We start from the raw sequence: 18,699 nt of genomic DNA on the forward strand, positions 1-18,699 counted from the left end.
GATAAAACCTCTAGTCAAAGCGCTGATTAAGCTTGTTTCTTGATGATGGCTTCGGCGATGTTCGACGGAGCTTCGGCGTACTTGGAGAACTCCATGGAGTAGCTTGCGCGACCCTGAGACATGGAGCGGACATCCGTAGCGTAGCCAAACATCTCGCCCAGCGGAACCTCGGCACGGATGACCTTGCCGGTCACGGTGTCTTCCATACCCTGGATCAGGCCACGACGACGGTTCAGGTCGCCCATGACGTCGCCCATGTAGTCTTCCGGGGTCACGACCTCGACCTTCATGATCGGCTCGAGCAGCACGGCACCACCCTTCTGGGTGAGCTGCTTGGTCGCCATGGAGGCGGCGATCTTGAACGCCATCTCGTTGGAGTCGACGTCGTGGTAGGAACCATCGAACACAGCGGCCTTCAGGCCGAGCAGCGGATAGCCGGCAACGATGCCGTTCTTCATCTGCTCTTCGATGCCCTTCTGGATCGCCGGGATGTATTCCTTCGGAATCACACCACCCACGACTTCGCTGACGAACTCCAGACCTTCCTGACCTTCGTCGGCCGGCGCGAAGCGAATCCAGCAGTGACCGAACTGGCCACGACCACCCGACTGGCGAACGAACTTGCCTTCGATCTCGCAGGTGTTGCGGATGGTTTCGCGGTAGGCGACCTGAGGCTTACCGATGTTCGCTTCCACGCCGAATTCGCGCTTCATGCGGTCCACCAGGATGTCCAGGTGCAGCTCGCCCATGCCGGAGATGATGGTCTGACCGGACTCTTCGTCGGTCTTGACGCGGAACGAGGGATCTTCCTGAGCCAGCTTGCCCAGTGCGATACCCATCTTTTCCTGGTCGGCCTTGGTCTTCGGCTCGACGGCGACCGAAATCACCGGCTCCGGGAAGTCCATGCGCTCGAGGATGATCGGCTTCTCGATCGAGCACAGGGTGTCACCGGTGGTGACGTCCTTCATGCCGATCAGGGCGGCGATGTCGCCAGCACGAACTTCCTTGATCTCTTCACGGGTGTTGGCGTGCATCTGCACCATACGGCCGACGCGCTCCTTCTTGCCCTTCACCGAGTTGATGACGGAGTCACCGGAGCTCAGTACACCCGAGTAGACGCGGGCGAAGGTCAAGGTACCCACGAAGGGGTCGGTAGCGATCTTGAACGCCAGAGCCGAGAAGGGCTCGTTATCGTCTGCGTGACGCTCGTCGTGGATTTCCTCGTTGTCCGGGTTGGTACCCTTGATCGCGGGAATCTCGACCGGCGCCGGCAGGAAGTCGATCACGGCGTCCAGAACCAGGGGCACGCCCTTGTTCTTGAAGGACGAACCGCAGACGGCCGGGACGATTTCGCAGGCGATGGTACGCTGACGCAGGCCGGCCTTGATCTCGTCGATCGACAGCTCGCCACCTTCCAGGTACTTGTTCATCAGCTCTTCGTTGGCTTCGGCCGCAGCCTCGACCATGTTGGAGCGCCACTGCTCGGCATCGGCCAGCATGTCCGCAGGAATGTCTTCCTCGCGATAGGTCATGCCCTGGTCGTCATCGTTCCAGAAGATGGCCTTCATCTTCAGCAGGTCGATCTGGCCCAGGAAGTTCTCTTCCGCGCCGATGGCCAGCTGAACCGGGACCGGAGTGTGGCCCAGGCGCTTCTTGATCTGCTCGACGACGCGCAGGAAGTTGGCACCGGCACGGTCCATCTTGTTGACGTAGACGATGCGCGGGACGCCGTACTTGTTGGCCTGACGCCATACGGTTTCGGACTGGGGCTCGACACCGGAGGTACCGCAGAACACCACGACCGCACCGTCCAGCACGCGCAGGGAACGCTCCACCTCAATGGTGAAGTCCACGTGACCGGGGGTATCGATGATGTTTACGCGGTACTTGTCGTACTGCTTGGTCGAACCGGACCAGAACGCGGTGGTGGCAGCGGAGGTGATGGTGATACCACGCTCCTGCTCCTGCACCATCCAGTCCATGGTCGCAGCGCCGTCGTGAACCTCACCCATTTTGTGGTTCACGCCGGTATAGAACAGAATCCGCTCGGTGGTAGTCGTCTTACCTGCGTCCACGTGGGCGCAGATACCGATGTTCCGATAGCGGTTAATAGCGGTTGTACGAGCCATAAGGTCCTCGCTTGATTGGAAGCGCTAGGCTTAGAAGCGGTAGTGCGAGAAGGCCTTGTTGGCTTCTGCCATGCGATGCACGTCTTCGCGCTTCTTGACTGCGGCACCCTTGCCTTCAAAAGCGTCCATGAGTTCACCCGCCAGGCGCAGAGCCATGGACTTCTCACCACGCTTGCGCGCGGAGTCCACCAGCCAGCGCATGGCCAGGGCATTACGACGGGAAGGACGAACCTCAACCGGCACCTGGTAGGTAGCACCGCCGACACGGCGGGACTTCACTTCGACCAGCGGAGCGATGGCGTCGAGCGCTTTTTCGAAAACTTCCAGGGGTTCGGCATTCTTGGAACGCTCTTTGACCTTGTCCAGAGCACCATAAACGATACGCTCGGCAACGGCTTTCTTGCCGCTCTCCATCACGTGGTTCATGAACTTGGCCAGGATCTGGCTTCCGTATTTCGGATCGTCAAGTATTTCGCGCTTGGCCGCTACACGACGTCTTGGCATTGATAAGCCCTCAAAACGGTCTTCAGGTTAGCTCGGGACTCGTTGCCCGACCTTACTCTTATCGACTCGAACAAAAAGAAAGGTGATTACTTCGGACGCTTGGTGCCGTACTTGGAACGGCCCTGCTTGCGGTCCTTCACACCGGTGGTGTCCAGCGAGCCGCGCACGGTGTGATAACGCACACCCGGCAGATCCTTGACCCGGCCACCGCGGATCAGCACGACGCTGTGTTCCTGCAGATTGTGACCTTCACCGCCGATGTAGGAGGTGACTTCGAAGCCGTTGGTCAGACGTACACGGCAGACCTTCCGCAGTGCAGAGTTGGGCTTCTTGGGAGTGGTGGTGTACACGCGGGTGCACACGCCACGACGTTGCGGGCAGTTTTGCAGCGCAGGCACGTCGGATTTCTCGACGATACGCTTGCGTGCACTACGCACCAGCTGGTTGATAGTTGCCATCTATAGCTCCACTGATTGTCTTGCGACATAAACGAAATAGCAGAACGTCAGTCCTGCCCATTTTCGGGGAACGAAAGTCTAAAGAGCTTGGGCGCTCCAGTCAAGACAAAGCCCCCGGACGCCTGGGGCGCCGGGGGCTTTGTCAAGCGAGACCTGCTACCGAACTCAGCTGGCGCTGGAGTTCAGCGCCTCGGTCAGGGCGGCTTCGGCCTCGCTGGCGCTCACGCGCTGCGGCTTGCCGAGTTCGCGCTGACGCTTGCGCTCGCTGTGGTAGGCCAGACCGGTACCGGCCGGGATCAGACGACCCACTACCACGTTTTCCTTCAGGCCGCGCAGGAAGTCGCGCTTGCCGGTCACGGCGGCTTCGGTCAGGACACGGGTGGTCTCCTGGAAGGAAGCGGCCGAGATGAAGGACTCGGTGGACAGCGAAGCCTTGGTGATACCCAGCAGGACGCGCTCGTACTTGGCGACGAAACGATCATTGCCCACCAGTTGCTCGTTCTCTTCCAGGACGTGGGTCAGTTCGACCTGATCGCCCTTGATGAAGCTCGAGTCGCCGGTGTCGCTCACTTCGACCTTGCGCAGCATCTGCCGCAGGATGGTCTCGATGTGCTTGTCGTTGATCTTCACGCCCTGCAGACGGTACACGTCCTGGATCTCGTTGACGATGTACTTGGCCAGCGCGCTGACACCCAGCAGACGCAGGATATCGTGCGGGTTGCTCGGACCGTCGGAGATAACTTCGCCGCGGCTTACCTGTTCGCCTTCGAAGACGTTCAGGTGGCGCCACTTCGGAATCAGCTCCTCGTAGGGATCGGTGCCATCGGTCGGGGTGATGACCAGACGACGCTTGCCCTTGGTTTCCTTGCCGAAGGAGATGGTACCGCTGATCTCCGCCAGGATTGCCGGCTCCTTGGGACGACGCGCCTCGAAGAGGTCAGCCACGCGGGGCAGACCACCGGTGATGTCGCGGGTCTTGGAGGTTTCCTGGGGGATACGGGCGATAACGTCACCCACATGCACCTTGGCACCGTCGCTCAGGTTGACCAGCGCGTTCGGCGGCAGGAAGTACTGGGCCGGTACGTCGGTACCCGGCAGCAGCAGGTCCTTGCCATTGGCGTCGATCAGCTTGACCGCCGGACGGATGTCCTTACCGGAAGTCGGACGATCCTTGGCGTCGAGCACCTCGATGTTGGTCAGACCGGTCAGTTCGTCGGTCTGGCGCTTGATGGTGATGCCCTCCTCCATGCCGACGAAGGCCACGGTACCGTCCATCTCGGTAACGATGGGGTGGGTGTGCGGGTCCCACTTGGCGACGATGGCGCCAGCGTCGACCTTGTCGCCTTCCTTGACCGAAATCACCGCACCGTAGGGCAGCTTGTAGCGCTCGCGCTCGCGACCGAAGTCGTCGGCGATGGCCAGCTCACCGGAACGGGACACGGCAACCAGGGCGCCATCGGCACGTTCGACGTGCTTCAGGTTGTGCAGACGGATGGCACCGCCATTCTTGACCTGGACGCTGTCGGCCGCGGAGGTCCGGCTGGCCGCACCACCGATGTGGAAGGTACGCATGGTCAGCTGGGTACCCGGCTCACCGATGGACTGGGCGGCGATGACGCCGACCGCTTCACCGATGTTGACCTGGTGACCGCGAGCCAGATCGCGACCGTAGCACTTGGCGCAGATGCCATGACGGGTTTCGCAGGTGATCGGCGAACGCACCACGACTTCGTCGACGCTGTTGAGCTCGAGGAACTCGACCCAGCGCTCGTCGACCAGGGTGCCGGCCGGCACGATGATCTCGTCGGTACCCGGCTTGGGCACGTCACGGGCGATGACTCGACCCAGCACGCGCTCACCCAGGGGCTCGACCACGTCGCCGCCTTCGATGTGCGGCGTCATGATCAGGCCGCGCTCGGTACCGCAATCGACTTCGGTCACCACCAGGTCCTGGGCCACGTCGACTAGACGACGGGTCAGGTAACCGGAGTTCGCGGTCTTCAGTGCGGTATCCGCCAGACCCTTACGGGCACCGTGGGTGGAGATGAAGTACTGGAGTACGTTCAGGCCTTCACGGAAGTTGGCGGTAATGGGCGTCTCGATGATGGAGCCGTCCGGCTTGGCCATCAGGCCACGCATGCCGGCGAGCTGACGAATCTGGGCCGCGGAACCCCGGGCGCCGGAATCGGCCATCATATACATGGAGTTGAAGGACTCCTGATCGACTTCCTTGCCCTCGCGGTCGATGACCTTCTCTTTCGAGAGGTTGGTCATCATCGCCTTGGACACTTCGTCGTTGGCCTTCGACCAGAGGTCGATCACCTTGTTGTACTTCTCGCCCTGGGTCACCAGGCCGGAGGCGTACTGGCTCTCGATCTCCTTCACCTCGGCGGTGGCAGCATCGATGATGCGCGCCTTCTCATCCGGAATGACGAAGTCGTTGACGCCGATGGAGACGCCGGACAGGGTCGAATAGGCGAAACCGGTGTACATCAGCTGGTCGGCGAAGATGACGGTGTCCTTCAGACCCACCACGCGGTAGCAGTGGTTGATCAGCTTGGAGATGGCCTTCTTCTTCATCGACTGGTTGACCACGTCATACGGCAGACCGGCAGGCACGACCTGGAACAGCAGCGCGCGGCCGACGGTGGTGTCGACGATGCGGGTGTTCTTGGTCAGGCTGCCGTCCTTGTGACGGATGGTCTCGTTGATGCGCACCTTGACCTTGGCATGCAGGGCGGCTTCGCCGGCACGGAAGACGCGATCGACTTCCTGCAGGTCGGCGAACACGCGGCCTTCGCCCTTGGCGTTGATGGCTTCGCGGGTCATGTAGTACAGACCCAGCACCACGTCCTGCGACGGCACGATGATCGGCTCGCCGTTGGCGGGCGACAGGATGTTGTTAGTCGACATCATCAGGGCGCGCGCTTCCAGCTGGGCTTCCAGCGTCAGCGGCACGTGCACGGCCATCTGGTCACCGTCGAAGTCGGCGTTGTACGCGGCGCAGACCAGCGGGTGCAGCTGGATGGCCTTGCCTTCGATGAGGACCGGCTCGAACGCCTGGATACCCAGACGGTGCAGGGTCGGGGCGCGGTTGAGCAGCACCGGGTGTTCGCGGATGACTTCGGCGAGAACGTCCCAGACCTCGGGCAGTTCGCGCTCGACCATCTTCTTGGCGGCCTTGATGGTGGTCGCCATGCCGCGGGCTTCCAGCTTGCCGAAGATGAACGGCTTGAACAGCTCCAGCGCCATCTTCTTGGGCAGACCGCACTGGTGCAGACGCAGGGTCGGGCCCACGGTGATAACGGAACGACCGGAGTAGTCGACGCGCTTGCCCAGCAGGTTCTGACGGAAACGACCCTGCTTGCCCTTGATCATGTCGGCCAGGGACTTCAGCGGGCGCTTGTTGGAGCCGGTGATGGCCCGGCCGCGACGGCCGTTGTCCAGCAGGGCGTCAACGGCTTCCTGCAGCATGCGCTTCTCGTTGCGCACGATGATGTCGGGCGCGGCGAGGTCGAGCAGCCGCTTGAGGCGGTTGTTCCGGTTGATGACGCGACGATAGAGATCGTTCAGGTCGGAGGTCGCGAAGCGACCGCCATCCAGCGGTACCAGCGGACGCAGGTCCGGCGGCAGCACGGGCAGCACGGTCATGACCATCCACTCCGGCTTGTTGCCGGAACCCTGGAAGGCTTCCATCAGCTTCAGGCGCTTGGACAGCTTCTTGATCTTGGTCTCGGAGTTGGTCTGCGGAATCTCTTCGCGCAGGCGACCGATCTCGTGCTCCAGATCAATGGCGCCGAGCAGCTGGAATACGGCTTCCGCACCCATGCGGGCGTCGAAGTCGTCACCGAATTCTTCCAGTGCCTCGAAGTACTGCTCGTCGTTCAGCAGCTGGTACTTCTCGAGGGTGGTCATGCCCGGATCGATCACCACGTAGCTCTCGAAATAGAGCACGCGCTCGATGTCACGCAGGGTCATGTCCAGCAGCAGGCCGATACGCGACGGCAGCGACTTCAGGAACCAGATGTGGGCGACGGGCGAAGCCAGCTCGATGTGACCCATGCGCTCGCGGCGCACCTTGGCCAGGGCGACTTCCACGCCGCACTTCTCGCAGATCACGCCGCGGTGCTTGAGGCGCTTGTACTTTCCGCACAGGCACTCGTAGTCCTTGACCGGGCCAAAGATCTTGGCGCAGAACAGACCATCGCGCTCGGGCTTGAAGGTACGGTAGTTGATGGTCTCCGGCTTCTTCACTTCACCGAACGACCAGGAACGAATCATCTCGGGCGAGGCCAGACCGATACGGATGGCATCGAACTCCTCGAGTTGACCCTGGTTTTTCAACAGATTGAGCAAGTCTTTCAAGGCCTTTCCTCCTCACGGACCGGAGGCGACCGCCGCGCGGTCGCCTCCTCTAGGGTCTCGTGTTATTCGGTTTCCAGTTCGATATCGATGCCGAGCGAGCGGATTTCCTTGATCAGTACGTTGAAGGACTCGGGCATGCCGGCCTCCATGCGGTGATCCCCGTCCACGATGTTCTTGTACATCTTGGTCCGGCCGTTCACATCGTCCGACTTCACCGTCAGCATTTCCTGCAGGGTGTAAGCCGCGCCATAGGCCTCCAGTGCCCAGACCTCCATCTCCCCGAAACGCTGACCACCGAACTGCGCCTTACCACCCAGCGGCTGCTGGGTAACCAGGCTGTAGGAACCAGTGGAACGAGCGTGCATCTTGTCGTCCACCAGGTGGTTCAGCTTGAGCATGTACATGTAGCCGACGGTGGTGGTGCGCTCGAAGGCATTGCCGGTGCGGCCGTCGTACAGACGCATCTGGCCACTCTCCGGCAGATCGGCCAGCTTCAGCATAGCCTTGATCTCGCTTTCCTTGGCACCGTCGAACACCGGGGTGGCCATGGGTACACCGCCACGCAGGTTCTTCGCCAGGTCGAGAACTTCCTTATCGCTCAGGTCGTCGAGCTTCTCCTGACGGCCACCGATCTCGTTGTAGATCTCGTGCAGGAAGCTGCGCAGTTCGGCAACCTTGCGCTGCTCTTCGATCATCACGTTGATCTTCTCGCCCAGGCCCTTGGCCGCGAGGCCCAGGTGGGTTTCGAGGATCTGACCGACGTTCATCCGCGAAGGTACGCCCAGCGGGTTCAGCACGATGTCCACCGGCGTGCCGTTGGCGTCGTAGGGCATGTCTTCGACCGGCATGATCACCGAGACCACACCCTTGTTACCGTGACGACCGGCCATCTTGTCGCCCGGCTGGATGCGGCGCTTGATGGCGAGGTAGACCTTGACGATCTTCAGTACGCCCGGCGCCAGGTCATCGCCCTGCTGCAGCTTGCGCTTCTTGTCTTCGAACTTGTCATCCAGCAGCTGGCGACGGTCGGACAGATAGGCCTGGGCCTTTTCCAGCTGCTCGTTGTGAGCATCTTCCGCCATGCGCAGCTTGAACCACTGACCACGCTCGAGGCCGTTCAGGTACTCGTCGGTGATGACGGCACCCTTCTTGACCGCCGGGCCGCCTTCGGCGACCTGACCGACCAGGGCCTGACGCAGACGCTCGAAGGTCGCGCCTTCGACGATGCGGAACTCCTCGTTCAGATCCTTGCGGATCTCGTCGAGCTGGGACTTCTCGATGGCCAGGGCGCGGGAGTCGCGCTCGACGCCGTCACGGGTGAAGACCTGGACGTCGATGACGGTACCCTTGGTGCCGGTGGGCACACGCAGGGAGGTGTCCTTCACGTCGCTGGCCTTCTCGCCGAAGATGGCGCGCAGCAGCTTCTCTTCCGGAGTCAGCTGGGTTTCGCCCTTGGGCGTGACCTTGCCGACCAGGATGTCACCGGCACCGACTTCGGCACCGACGTAGACGATACCGGCCTCGTCCAGCTTGTTCAGCGCAGCCTCACCCACGTTCGGGATGTCGGAGGTGATTTCCTCCGGGCCGAGCTTGGTGTCACGGGCCACACAGGTCAGTTCCTGGATGTGGATGGTGGTGAAGCGATCTTCCTGGACCACGCGCTCCGACAGACAGATGGAGTCTTCGAAGTTGAAGCCGTTCCAGGGCATGAAGGCCACGCGCATGTTCTGACCCAGTGCCAGCTCGCCCATGTCGGTCGAGGGGCCATCGGCCAGGATGTCGAACTTGGCCACCTGATCACCCTTGCTCACCAGCGGACGCTGGTTGATGCAGGTGTTCTGGTTGGAACGGGTGTACTTGGTCAGGTTGTAGATGTCGACGCCGGCTTCACCGGTCTCGACTTCGTCATCGTTGACGCGCACCACGATACGGCTGGCATCGACGGAGTCGATCACGCCACCCCGACGGGCGACGACGCAGACGCCGGAGTCACGGGCGACGTTGCGCTCCATGCCGGTACCGACCAGCGGCTTGTCCGAACGCAGGGTCGGCACGGCCTGACGCTGCATGTTGGAACCCATCAGCGCGCGGTTGGCGTCGTCGTGCTCGAGGAACGGAATCAGCGAGGCGGCGACGGAGACGACCTGCTTGGGCGAAACGTCCATCAGGGTGACGTCTTCGGGCGCCTTGACGGTGAATTCGTTCAGGTGACGCACGGCTACCAGTTCGTCGATCAGCCGGTTGTTCTCGTCCAGCCCTGCAGAGGCCTGGGCGATCACATGGTTGGCTTCTTCGATGGCCGACAGGAAGACGATCTCGTCGGTGGCCACGCCGTCCTTGACCATGCGGTACGGGCTTTCGAGGAAGCCGTACTGATTGGTGCGGGCATAGGCAGCCAGGGAGTTGATCAGGCCGATGTTCGGACCTTCCGGCGTTTCGATCGGGCAGACCCGGCCGTAGTGCGTCGGGTGTACGTCACGGACTTCGAAGCCGGCACGCTCACGGGTCAGACCGCCCGGGCCGAGTGCGGAGACGCGGCGCTTGTGGGTGATCTCCGACAGCGGGTTGTTCTGGTCCATGAACTGGGACAGCTGGCTGGAGCCGAAGAATTCCTTGATCGCGGCGGCCACGGGCTTGGCGTTGATCAGATCCTGCGGCATCAGGCCTTCGCTCTCGGCCATGGACAGGCGTTCCTTGACGGCACGCTCTACCCGCACCAGACCCACGCGGAACTGGTTCTCGGCCATTTCACCGACGCAACGGACACGGCGGTTACCCAGGTGGTCGATGTCGTCGACGATGCCCTTGCCGTTACGGATGTCGACCAGGGTCTTGAGCACATCGACGATGTCTTCGCGACTCAGGACGCCCGAGCCTTCGATGGCGTCGCGACCGATACGGCGGTTGAACTTCATGCGGCCGACAGCGGACAGGTCGTAACGCTCGGCGCTGAAGAACAGGTTGTTGAACAGGGTCTCGGCAGCTTCCTTGGTCGGCGGCTCGCCGGGACGCATCATCCGGTAGATCTCGACCAGGGCTTCCAGTTGATTGCCGGTGGAGTCGATCTTCAGGGTATCGGAGATGAACGGACCGCAGTCGATGTCGTTGGTGTACAGCGTCTCGAACTGCACGACATTGGCCTTGGCCATCTTGGCCAGCATGTCCAGGGTCAGTTCGGTGTTGCACTCGGCGATGATCTCGCCAGTGGACGGATGCACGACAGCCTTGGCGGTGGTACGGCCAATGACGTAATCGAAGGGCACTTCCAGCTCGCTCAGACCGGATTTTTCCAGCTGGTTGATGTGGCGAGCGGTCACCCGACGGCCCTGCTCCACGATCACCTTGCCGCTGCCATCCTTGATGTCGAAGCTGGCGATGTCGCCGCGCAGGCGCTGGGGCACCAGCTCGAACGTCAGCATCTCACCCTTGATGTGGAAGGTGTTGGTGTCATAGAACGCATCCAGCACCTCTTCGGTGCTGTAGCCGAGCGCGCGTAGCAGTACCGAGGCCGGCAGCTTGCGGCGACGGTCGATACGGACGAATACCGCGTCCTTGGGATCGAACTCGAAGTCGAGCCAGGAGCCGCGGTAGGGAATGATGCGCGCCGAGTACAGCAGCTTGCCCGAGCTGTGGGTCTTGCCGCGGTCGTGGTCGAAGAACACGCCCGGGCTGCGGTGCAGCTGGGACACGATGACGCGCTCGGTACCATTGATGATGAAGGTACCGTTCTCGGTCATCAGGGGGATTTCCCCCATGTAGACTTCCTGCTCCTTGATGTCCTTGATCGCCTTGTTCGACGACTCGCGGTCGAAAATGATCAGGCGAACCTTGACCCGCAGCGGGACGGCGAAGGTCACGCCGCGCAGGACGCATTCCTTCACATCGAAAGCCGGCTCGCCCAGGCGATAGCCGACGTATTCCAGGGCCGCATTGCCGGAATAGCTGATAATCGGGAAAACGGACTTGAAGGCCGCATGCAGGCCGATATCGCGGAACTGGTCTTTGCCTGCGCCCGCCTGCAGGAATTCGCGGTACGAATCCAGTTGGATAGCCAGCAAATAGGGCACGTCCATGACGTGCGGCAACTTGCTAAAGTCCTTGCGGATACGTTTTTTCTCAGTGTATGAGTAAGCCATCAGCGTTCCCCAGCTTGGTCACCAGCTTGTTTGGCCTCTCCGACGGGAGCAGCCGGAAAATCGTGCAAACCCTTGGTTTGCCGCACCCCGAGAGCGAGGTGGATACAGCGCATCTTGTCAGGCGGATATGCTCGCTCTGTACAAAACGGCAAAAGGCCGGTGGCGTTCGCCACCAGCCATCAGCCGAACGTGAAACGTTGCGGCTGTAGACGCAAGAACCGAACTTACTTGAGCTCGACCTTGGCGCCTGCTTCTTCCAGAGCCTTCTTGGCAGCTTCGCCTTCCTCTTTGGAGACGCCTTCCTTGACCACGCCCGGGGCGCCGTCAACGACAGCCTTGGCTTCTTTCAGGCCCAGGCCGGTCAGTTCACGAACGACCTTGATGACGTTCACTTTCTTGTCGCCGGTCTCGGTCAACATGATGGTGAATTCGGTCTGCTCTTCGACGACGGCAGCGGCAGCAGCCGGGCCAGCGGCAGCGGCGGCAGCGGCGGTCACGCCGAACTTCTCTTCCATCGCCTTGATCAGTTCCACCACTTGCATGACGGACATTTCGGATACGGCGTTGATGATGTCTTCGTTGGTCAGAGCCATGACTCTAGATTCCTATAACAGGGTGCGGCTTCAGGCCGCAAATAATAAGAAAGACTTGCAGGAAACGCAGCACGCGCGATTAGGCGGCGGCAGCTTCCTTTTGGTCGCGAATGGCGGCGAGGGTACGAGCCAGCTTGCTGGTAGCGCCCTGGATGACACTCATCAGCTGGGACACAGCTTCGTCGTAGGTCGGCAGAGTTGCCAATACGTCGATCTGGTTAGCCGGGATGAGCTTGCCTTCGAACGCGGCGGCCTTGATCTCGAACTTGTCCTGACCCTTGGCGAAATCCTTGAAGATACGGGCGGCAGCGCCCGGATGCTCTTGGGAGAACGCGATCAGGGTCGGGCCCTTGAACGTGTCGTTGAGAACGTCGAAAGACGTGCCTTCAACGGCACGACGCAGCAGGGTGTTACGTACGACACGTACATAGACACCAGCCGCGCGGGCCTCTTTACGGAGTCCGGTCATGGCACCCACAGTCACGCCACGGGCATCGGCCACGACAGCGGACAGGGCACCTTGGGCAGCCTCGTTGACTTCAGCGACGATAGCCTTCTTGTCTTCGAGTTTGATTGCCACGGGTTTAACTCCTGGATGTTACCGTTTCGCCCGATGGACTGGGCGGCGTTTTGGTGTCTGACTCGGTAACCGAATCGGGAGCACCATCTGCGTAGGCTAGGGTTTCCCCGGTTTAAGACCTGCGTCCCCTACGGTCTTGGACAGCCCCCGCCAGGCAGGGACCCCAATCTTGGCGCCGCGCCCGAAGGCACGGCGACTTGTATCCTGCTTAGGCTTCCAGGGAAGCCTGGTCGATCTGCAGACCCGGGCCCATGGTGGAGCTCAGGGTGATGCGCTTGACGTAGATGCCCTTGGAGGTCGAGGGCTTCAGGCGCTTCAGGTCGGCCAGCAGAGCTTCAACGTTCTGCTTCAGCTTCACGGGCTCGAAATCGATCTTGCCAACGGAAGCGTGGATGATGCCGTTCTTGTCAGTACGGAAACGCACCTGACCAGCCTTGGCATTCTTGACGGCGGTAGCGACGTCCGGGGTCACGGTGCCAACCTTGGGGTTGGGCATCAGACCGCGCGGGCCGAGCAGCTGGCCCAGCTGACCGACAACACGCATGGCGTCCGGCGAGGCGATGACCACGTCATAGTTCAGGTCGCCGCCCTTCATCTCGGCGGCCAGGTCGTCCATGCCGACTCGTTCGGCACCGGCAGCCAGCGCAGCTTCGGCGTTGGCACCCTGGGTGAACACGGCAACGCGAACCGACTTGCCAGTGCCATTGGGCAGCACGGTGGCGCCACGAACGACCTGGTCGGATTTACGCGGATCCACACCCAGGTTCACGGAGACGTCGATGGACTCCTTGAACTTGATGGTGGACAGCTCGGCCAGCAGGGCTGCAGCTTCTTCGAAGCCGTACTGCTTGCCAGCCTGGATTTTTTCGGCGAAAGCCTTTTGACGCTTAGTGAGCTTGGCCATTACACGCCCTCCACATTCAGACCCATGCTACGAGCGGAACCGGCGATGGTACGCACGGCGGCGTCCATATCGGCGGCGGTGAGATCGGCATTCTTGGCTTTGGCGATCTCTTCCAGCTGGGCGCGGGTGACGGTACCGACCTTCTGGCTGTTGGGACGAGCGGAACCGCTCTTGATGCCGGCAGCCTTCTTGAGCAGCACGGAGGCCGGGGTGCTCTTGATTTCGAAGGTGAAGCTACGGTCGCTGTACACGGTGATGATCACCGGGGTGGGCAGACCGGGCTCCATGCCCTGGGTGCGGGCGTTGAACGCCTTGCAGAATTCCATGATGTTGACGCCGTGCTGACCCAGCGCCGGACCGACTGGCGGGCTCGGGTTGGCTTGAGCGGCCTTAACCTGCAGCTTGATGTAAGCCTGAATTTTCTTAGCCATGTGCTACTCCAATGATGGGTTCGACGCCCCGCAGGGCTCCCCAATTACTTGCTATATCCCAGTGACGACAAAACCCCGCAGCCTGGGCTACGGGGTGAGGGATGCGAACAACCTAGACCTTTTCGACCTGGCTGAACTCGAGCTCCACAGGGGTCGACCGACCAAAGATCAGTACCGCCACGTGGATGCGGCTCTTTTCGTAGTTGACTTCTTCGACAACGCCGTTGAAGTCGGCGAACGGACCGTCCACCACCCGAACCGTCTCGCCTGCTTCGAACAGGGTCTTGGGCTTGGGCTTGTCGCTGCTGTCGGAGACACGACGCAGAATCGCGTCCGCTTCACGATCAGTGATGGGTGCCGGCTTGTCGGCAGTACCACCGATGAAGCCCATGACGCGAGGAGTGTCCTTGACCAGGTGCCAGGTCCCTTCGTTCATCTCCATCTGCACCAGAACGTATCCCGGGAAAAACTTACGCTCGCTCTTGCGCTTCTGGCCATTGCGCATTTCCACCACTTCTTCGGTGGGCACGAGAATGTCGCCGAACTCGTCTTCCATTTCGTGCAGCTTGACGCGCTCGATCAACGAACGCATGACATGCTTCTCGTAACCCGAGTAGGCATGCACGACGTACCAACGCTTAGCCACGGCGAACCCTTTCAACCAACAATCGTGGAAACCAGCCAACCGAGCAGGGAGTCGAGCCCCCACAACAACAAAGCCATCACGAGCACCACGGCAACCACGATCAGCGTGGTCTGAGTGGTCTCTTGCCGGGTAGGCCAGACAACTTTGCGAATCTCGGTACGGGCGTCTTTCAGCAAGCCAAAGAAGGCTTTCCCCTTGGCGGTCTGCAGGGCAATAAAGGCAGCGACAGCTGCCAGCACCAACAGACCTACCACTCGATACAGGATGGACTGAGCAGCGAAGTAGTGATTGGCAACAACACCAATCGCCACCAGAACGACAACCACCAGCCACTTCAGCGCATCGAAGCGCGACTCTTTGGCTTCCGCCTTGATGCTCATTGCATGAATCCTGTAAGGAGTGCCAGATGGGAATCTGGCAGGCCAGGAGGGAATCGAACCCCCAACCTGCGGTTTTGGAGACCGCCGCTCTGCCAATTGAGCTACTGGCCTGTAACTTGAATCAGGCCGACCATTATGCCGACCTGACAGACCAAGATCAATCGATTACTCGATGATCTTGGCAACCACGCCGGCGCCGACGGTACGACCGCCTTCACGGATGGCGAAACGCAGACCGTCTTCCATCGCGATCGGAGCGATCAGGGTGACAACCATCTTGATGTTGTCGCCCGGCATCACCATCTCGACGCCTTCCGGCAGCTCGCAGTTACCGGTCACATCGGTGGTGCGGAAGTAGAACTGCGGACGGTAGCCCTTGAAGAACGGGGTGTGACGACCGCCTTCTTCCTTGGACAGCACGTACACTTCGCACTCGAACTTGGTGTGCGGCTTGATGGTGTTCGGCTTGGCCAGAACCTGGCCACGCTCCACGTCTTCACGCTTGGTGCCACGCAGCAGCACGCCGACGTTCTCGCCAGCACGGCCTTCGTCCAGCAGCTTGCGGAACATTTCAACGCCGGTGCAGGTGGTCTTGACGGTGGCCTTGATGCCCACGATCTCGACTTCTTCCTGGATGCGGACGATGCCACGCTCGACACGACCGGTTACCACGGTGCCGCGACCGGAGATCGAGAACACGTCTTCGATCGGCATCAGGAACGGCTTGTCGATGGCACGCTCGGGCTCGGGGATGTACGAGTCCAGGGTCTCGACCAGCTTGCGCACGGCAGAGGTACCCATTTCGTTGTCGTCGTTGCCGTTCAGCGCCATCAGCGCGGAGCCGATCACGATCGGGGTGTCGTCGCCCGGGAAGTCGTAGGTGTTCAGCAGATCGCGAACTTCCATCTCGACCAGTTCCAGCAGCTCGGCGTCGTCAACCATGTCGGCCTTGTTCAGGAACACGACGATGTAGGGAACGCCTACCTGACGGGACAGCAGGATGTGCTCGCGGGTCTGCGGCATGGGGCCGTCAGCAGCCGAGCAAACCAGGATCGCGCCGTCCATCTGGGCAGCACCGGTGATCATGTTCTTCACGTAGTCGGCGTGGCCGGGGCAGTCGACGTGCGCGTAGTGACGGATCGCCGAGTCGTACTCAACGTGGGAGGTGTTGATGGTGATACCACGAGCCTTTTCTTCCGGCGCGTTGTCGATCTGGTCGAAACCACGAGCGGAACCGCCCCAGGTGTCGGCACAGACTTTGGTCAGCGCAGCGGTCAGAGTGGTCTTGCCATGGTCGACGTGACCGATGGTGCCCACGTTCAGGTGCGGCTTGTTACGTTCAAACTTTTCTTTAGCCATCGACACTCTCTCCCTTCACGAATTGAGCAAAGCAATGCCGCCATTAAAACAAAGGCAGATATTTGCATATCTGCCTTTTTAAGATGGAGCTCATGAGCGGATTTGAACCGCTGACCTCACCCTTACCAAGGGTGTGCTCTACCAACTGAGCTACATGAGCAAAACATTTGCCAGTCAAACTGGAGCGGGTAGCGGGAATCGAACCCGCATCATCAGCTTGGAAGGCTGAGGTTCTACCACTGAACTATACCCGCAGAGCCTAAGCGCTCTAACAATCTGGTGGAGGGGGAAGGATTCGAACCTTCGAAGTCTGCGACGTCAGATTTACAGTCTGATCCCTTTGGCCACTCGGGAACCCCTCCAAAGTGAGGCGGCATTTTCTTCATCTGCCCTCCTCTTGTCAAGGATCTTTTTAAAATCTCCTTAACAATCAATGCTTTCGCATCGCTCGCTAGCGTTATCAGCGAAAGCGGGCGCAGTTTATGCAATCGCAGCGGACCATGCAACCCCAAGACGTAAAAAAAGCTTAAAAAACAAAGGCCGCCCTAGCGGCGGCCTTTGTTTGCAGACAACCAGCCCTGCTTACAGCTGGGGACCGGCGGCCAGGATGCCTTCGGATACGCCGGAGAACTTCTTGAAGTTCTCGACGAACTTGCCAGCCAGCTCGCGCGCCGCCGCGTCATAGGCAGCACCATCCTGCCAGGTGTCGCGAGGATTGAGCAGGACGCTGTCCACGCCGGGAACGGCAACCGGGACGTCGAGGTTGATGACCGGGACGTGGCGCGTCTCGGTACCGATGAGGGCACCGCTCTGAATAGCTGCGATGACCGCACGGGTAGTCGGGATGTTGAAGCGCTTGCCGACGCCGTAACCGCCACCGGTCCAACCGGTGTTGACCAGGTACACCTTGGAGCCAAAGCCCTGGATGCGCTTGATCAGCAGATCGGCGTATTCAGCCGCCGGACGCGGGAAGAAGGGTGCGCCGAAGCAGGTGGAGAAGGTCGACTTGATGCCAGGACCGGAACCCATCTCGGTCGAGCCGACCAGGGCGGTGTAGCCGGACAGGAAGTGGTAGGCCGCCTGCTCATTATTAAGGATGGATACCGGGGGCAGGACACCGGTGAGGTCGCAGGTCAGGAAGATGACCGCGTTGGGCTCGCCACCCAGGTTGTGCTCGGCGCGCTTGTCGATCAGTTCGCGCGGATAGGCCGCCCGGCTGTTCTGGGTCAGGCTGTCGTTGGCATAGTCAGGGTGACGGGTCTGGGGATCCAGAACCACGTTTTCCAGAACGGCGCCGAACTGGATGGCCTTCCAGATGACCGGCTCGTTCTTCTCGGACAGGTCGATGCACTTGGCGTAGCAACCACCTTCCATGTTGAAGACGGTGCCCACACCCCAGCCGTGCTCGTCGTCACCGATAAGGTAGCGGCTCTGGTCGGCAGACAGGGTGGTCTTGCCGGTACCGGACAGACCGAAGAACAGGGTGACATCACCCTCCTCGCCTACGTTGGCCGCGCAGTGCATCGGCAGCACGTCCTTTTCCGGCAGCAGGAAGTTCTGCACCGAGAACATGGCCTTCTTCATCTCGCCGGCGTAGCGCATACCGGCGATCAGCACCTTGCGCGCCGCGAAGTTGATGATGACGGTACCGTCGGAATTGGTGCCGTCACGCGCGGGCTCACAGACGAACTCGGGCGCGTTGATGATCTCCCAGGCCGGCTTGGACTGGGGATTGTATTCGGCCGGATTGATGAACAGGCAGCGGCCGAACAGGTTGTGCCAGGCGGTCTCGGTACGCATGACGACGGGCAGGTAGTGCTCTACATCAGCGCCTACATGAACATGGGAGACGAATTGATCACGCTCGTCCAGGTAGGCGCTCACGCGCTCCCACAGCGGTGCGAACTTCTCCTCCGGAAAGGCACGGTTGATCGGCCCCCAGTGGATGGCATCGCGCGTGGAAGCTTCCTCGACGATAAAGCGATCTACCGGCGAACGCCCCGTGCGATGCCCCGTCTTGACGACCAGCGAGCCATTGGCGGCCAGCTCTCCTTCGCCACGTCGCAGGGACTCTTCCACTAACTGCGCGACGCTGATATCGGTATACACGTTGGCTTTCGTCATTTCGTTCCCCATGGCCCTGGGCCGTTCCTCATGCTTGTAGCTCTTACACGGCAGAACTACACGTTGCGGGATTATGCCAGAAAGCCTTCG

Annotated in this window: 13 protein-coding genes and 4 tRNA genes; all 17 read right to left on the reverse strand. The window is 60.9% G+C overall.

The window, feature by feature from the left end; all coding sequences use genetic code 11:
• Positions 1–26: 26 nt before the first annotated feature.
• The 17 genes from fusA to OMP44_RS16200 all read right to left on the reverse strand — a co-directional run bounded on the left by fusA (position 27) and on the right by OMP44_RS16200 (position 18,609).
• Entirely contained in the window at positions 27–2,129 is a 2,103-nt protein-coding gene (fusA, locus tag OMP44_RS16120) for an elongation factor G (RefSeq protein ID WP_133860558.1), read from the reverse strand.
• A gap of 30 nt (positions 2,130–2,159) precedes the next feature.
• Complete coding sequence (gene rpsG / locus OMP44_RS16125; protein ID WP_007163088.1) at positions 2,160–2,633, reverse strand: 30S ribosomal protein S7; 474 nt, start codon at positions 2,631–2,633, stop codon at positions 2,160–2,162.
• An 86-nt stretch (positions 2,634–2,719) separates the two neighbouring features.
• A complete protein-coding gene (gene rpsL / locus OMP44_RS16130; protein WP_007163089.1) occupies positions 2,720–3,091 on the reverse strand; it encodes a 30S ribosomal protein S12 in 372 nt (123 codons plus the stop codon).
• A 165-nt stretch (positions 3,092–3,256) separates the two neighbouring features.
• The gene (gene rpoC, locus OMP44_RS16135; RefSeq protein ID WP_133860557.1) at positions 3,257–7,456 is read right to left on the reverse strand and encodes a DNA-directed RNA polymerase subunit beta'; all 4,200 of its coding nucleotides are present in this window, start codon (positions 7,454–7,456) and stop codon (positions 3,257–3,259) included.
• Between the two features lie 62 nt (positions 7,457–7,518).
• Entirely contained in the window at positions 7,519–11,592 is a 4,074-nt protein-coding gene (gene rpoB, locus OMP44_RS16140) for a DNA-directed RNA polymerase subunit beta (RefSeq protein WP_158893046.1), read from the reverse strand.
• A 224-nt stretch (positions 11,593–11,816) separates the two neighbouring features.
• Complete coding sequence (gene rplL, locus OMP44_RS16145; protein WP_059316466.1) at positions 11,817–12,185, reverse strand: 50S ribosomal protein L7/L12; 369 nt, start codon at positions 12,183–12,185, stop codon at positions 11,817–11,819.
• 79 nt (positions 12,186–12,264) lie between these two features.
• Positions 12,265–12,765 (reverse strand): 50S ribosomal protein L10, encoded by a 501-nt coding sequence (gene rplJ, locus OMP44_RS16150; RefSeq protein WP_017641868.1) that lies wholly within the window; start codon positions 12,763–12,765, stop codon positions 12,265–12,267.
• A 208-nt stretch (positions 12,766–12,973) separates the two neighbouring features.
• Positions 12,974–13,669, reverse strand: coding sequence for a 50S ribosomal protein L1 (gene rplA / locus OMP44_RS16155; RefSeq protein WP_133860555.1), 696 nt, complete (start codon positions 13,667–13,669; stop codon positions 12,974–12,976).
• The gene (gene rplK / locus OMP44_RS16160) at positions 13,669–14,100 is read right to left on the reverse strand and encodes a 50S ribosomal protein L11 (protein ID WP_133860554.1); all 432 of its coding nucleotides are present in this window, start codon (positions 14,098–14,100) and stop codon (positions 13,669–13,671) included. Before rplK ends, rplA begins: the two co-directional genes overlap by 1 nt.
• Positions 14,101–14,212: 112 nt before the next feature.
• On the reverse strand, positions 14,213–14,746 hold the full coding sequence (gene nusG, locus OMP44_RS16165; protein ID WP_026083932.1) for a transcription termination/antitermination protein NusG: 534 nt from the start codon (positions 14,744–14,746) through the stop codon (positions 14,213–14,215).
• An 11-nt stretch (positions 14,747–14,757) separates the two neighbouring features.
• Positions 14,758–15,126, reverse strand: a complete 369-nt coding sequence (secE, locus tag OMP44_RS16170; RefSeq protein WP_280309697.1) for a preprotein translocase subunit SecE — start codon at positions 15,124–15,126, stop codon at positions 14,758–14,760.
• 35 nt (positions 15,127–15,161) lie between these two features.
• Positions 15,162–15,237: transfer RNA gene (locus OMP44_RS16175), tRNA-Trp, on the reverse strand.
• 54 nt (positions 15,238–15,291) lie between these two features.
• Entirely contained in the window at positions 15,292–16,485 is a 1,194-nt protein-coding gene (tuf, locus tag OMP44_RS16180) for an elongation factor Tu (RefSeq protein ID WP_133860552.1), read from the reverse strand.
• Between the two features lie 84 nt (positions 16,486–16,569).
• A tRNA-Thr gene (locus OMP44_RS16185) sits at positions 16,570–16,645 on the reverse strand.
• A 20-nt stretch (positions 16,646–16,665) separates the two neighbouring features.
• A tRNA-Gly gene (locus OMP44_RS16190) sits at positions 16,666–16,739 on the reverse strand.
• A gap of 23 nt (positions 16,740–16,762) precedes the next feature.
• Positions 16,763–16,847 (reverse strand) — tRNA-Tyr (locus tag OMP44_RS16195).
• A gap of 220 nt (positions 16,848–17,067) precedes the next feature.
• On the reverse strand, positions 17,068–18,609 hold the full coding sequence (locus tag OMP44_RS16200; protein ID WP_133860551.1) for a phosphoenolpyruvate carboxykinase: 1,542 nt from the start codon (positions 18,607–18,609) through the stop codon (positions 17,068–17,070).
• Positions 18,610–18,699 lie beyond the last annotated feature (90 nt).

The organism is Pseudomonas flavocrustae (assembly GCF_029872515.1).
Lineage (GTDB): Bacteria > Pseudomonadota > Gammaproteobacteria > Pseudomonadales > Pseudomonadaceae > Chryseomonas > Chryseomonas aestiva.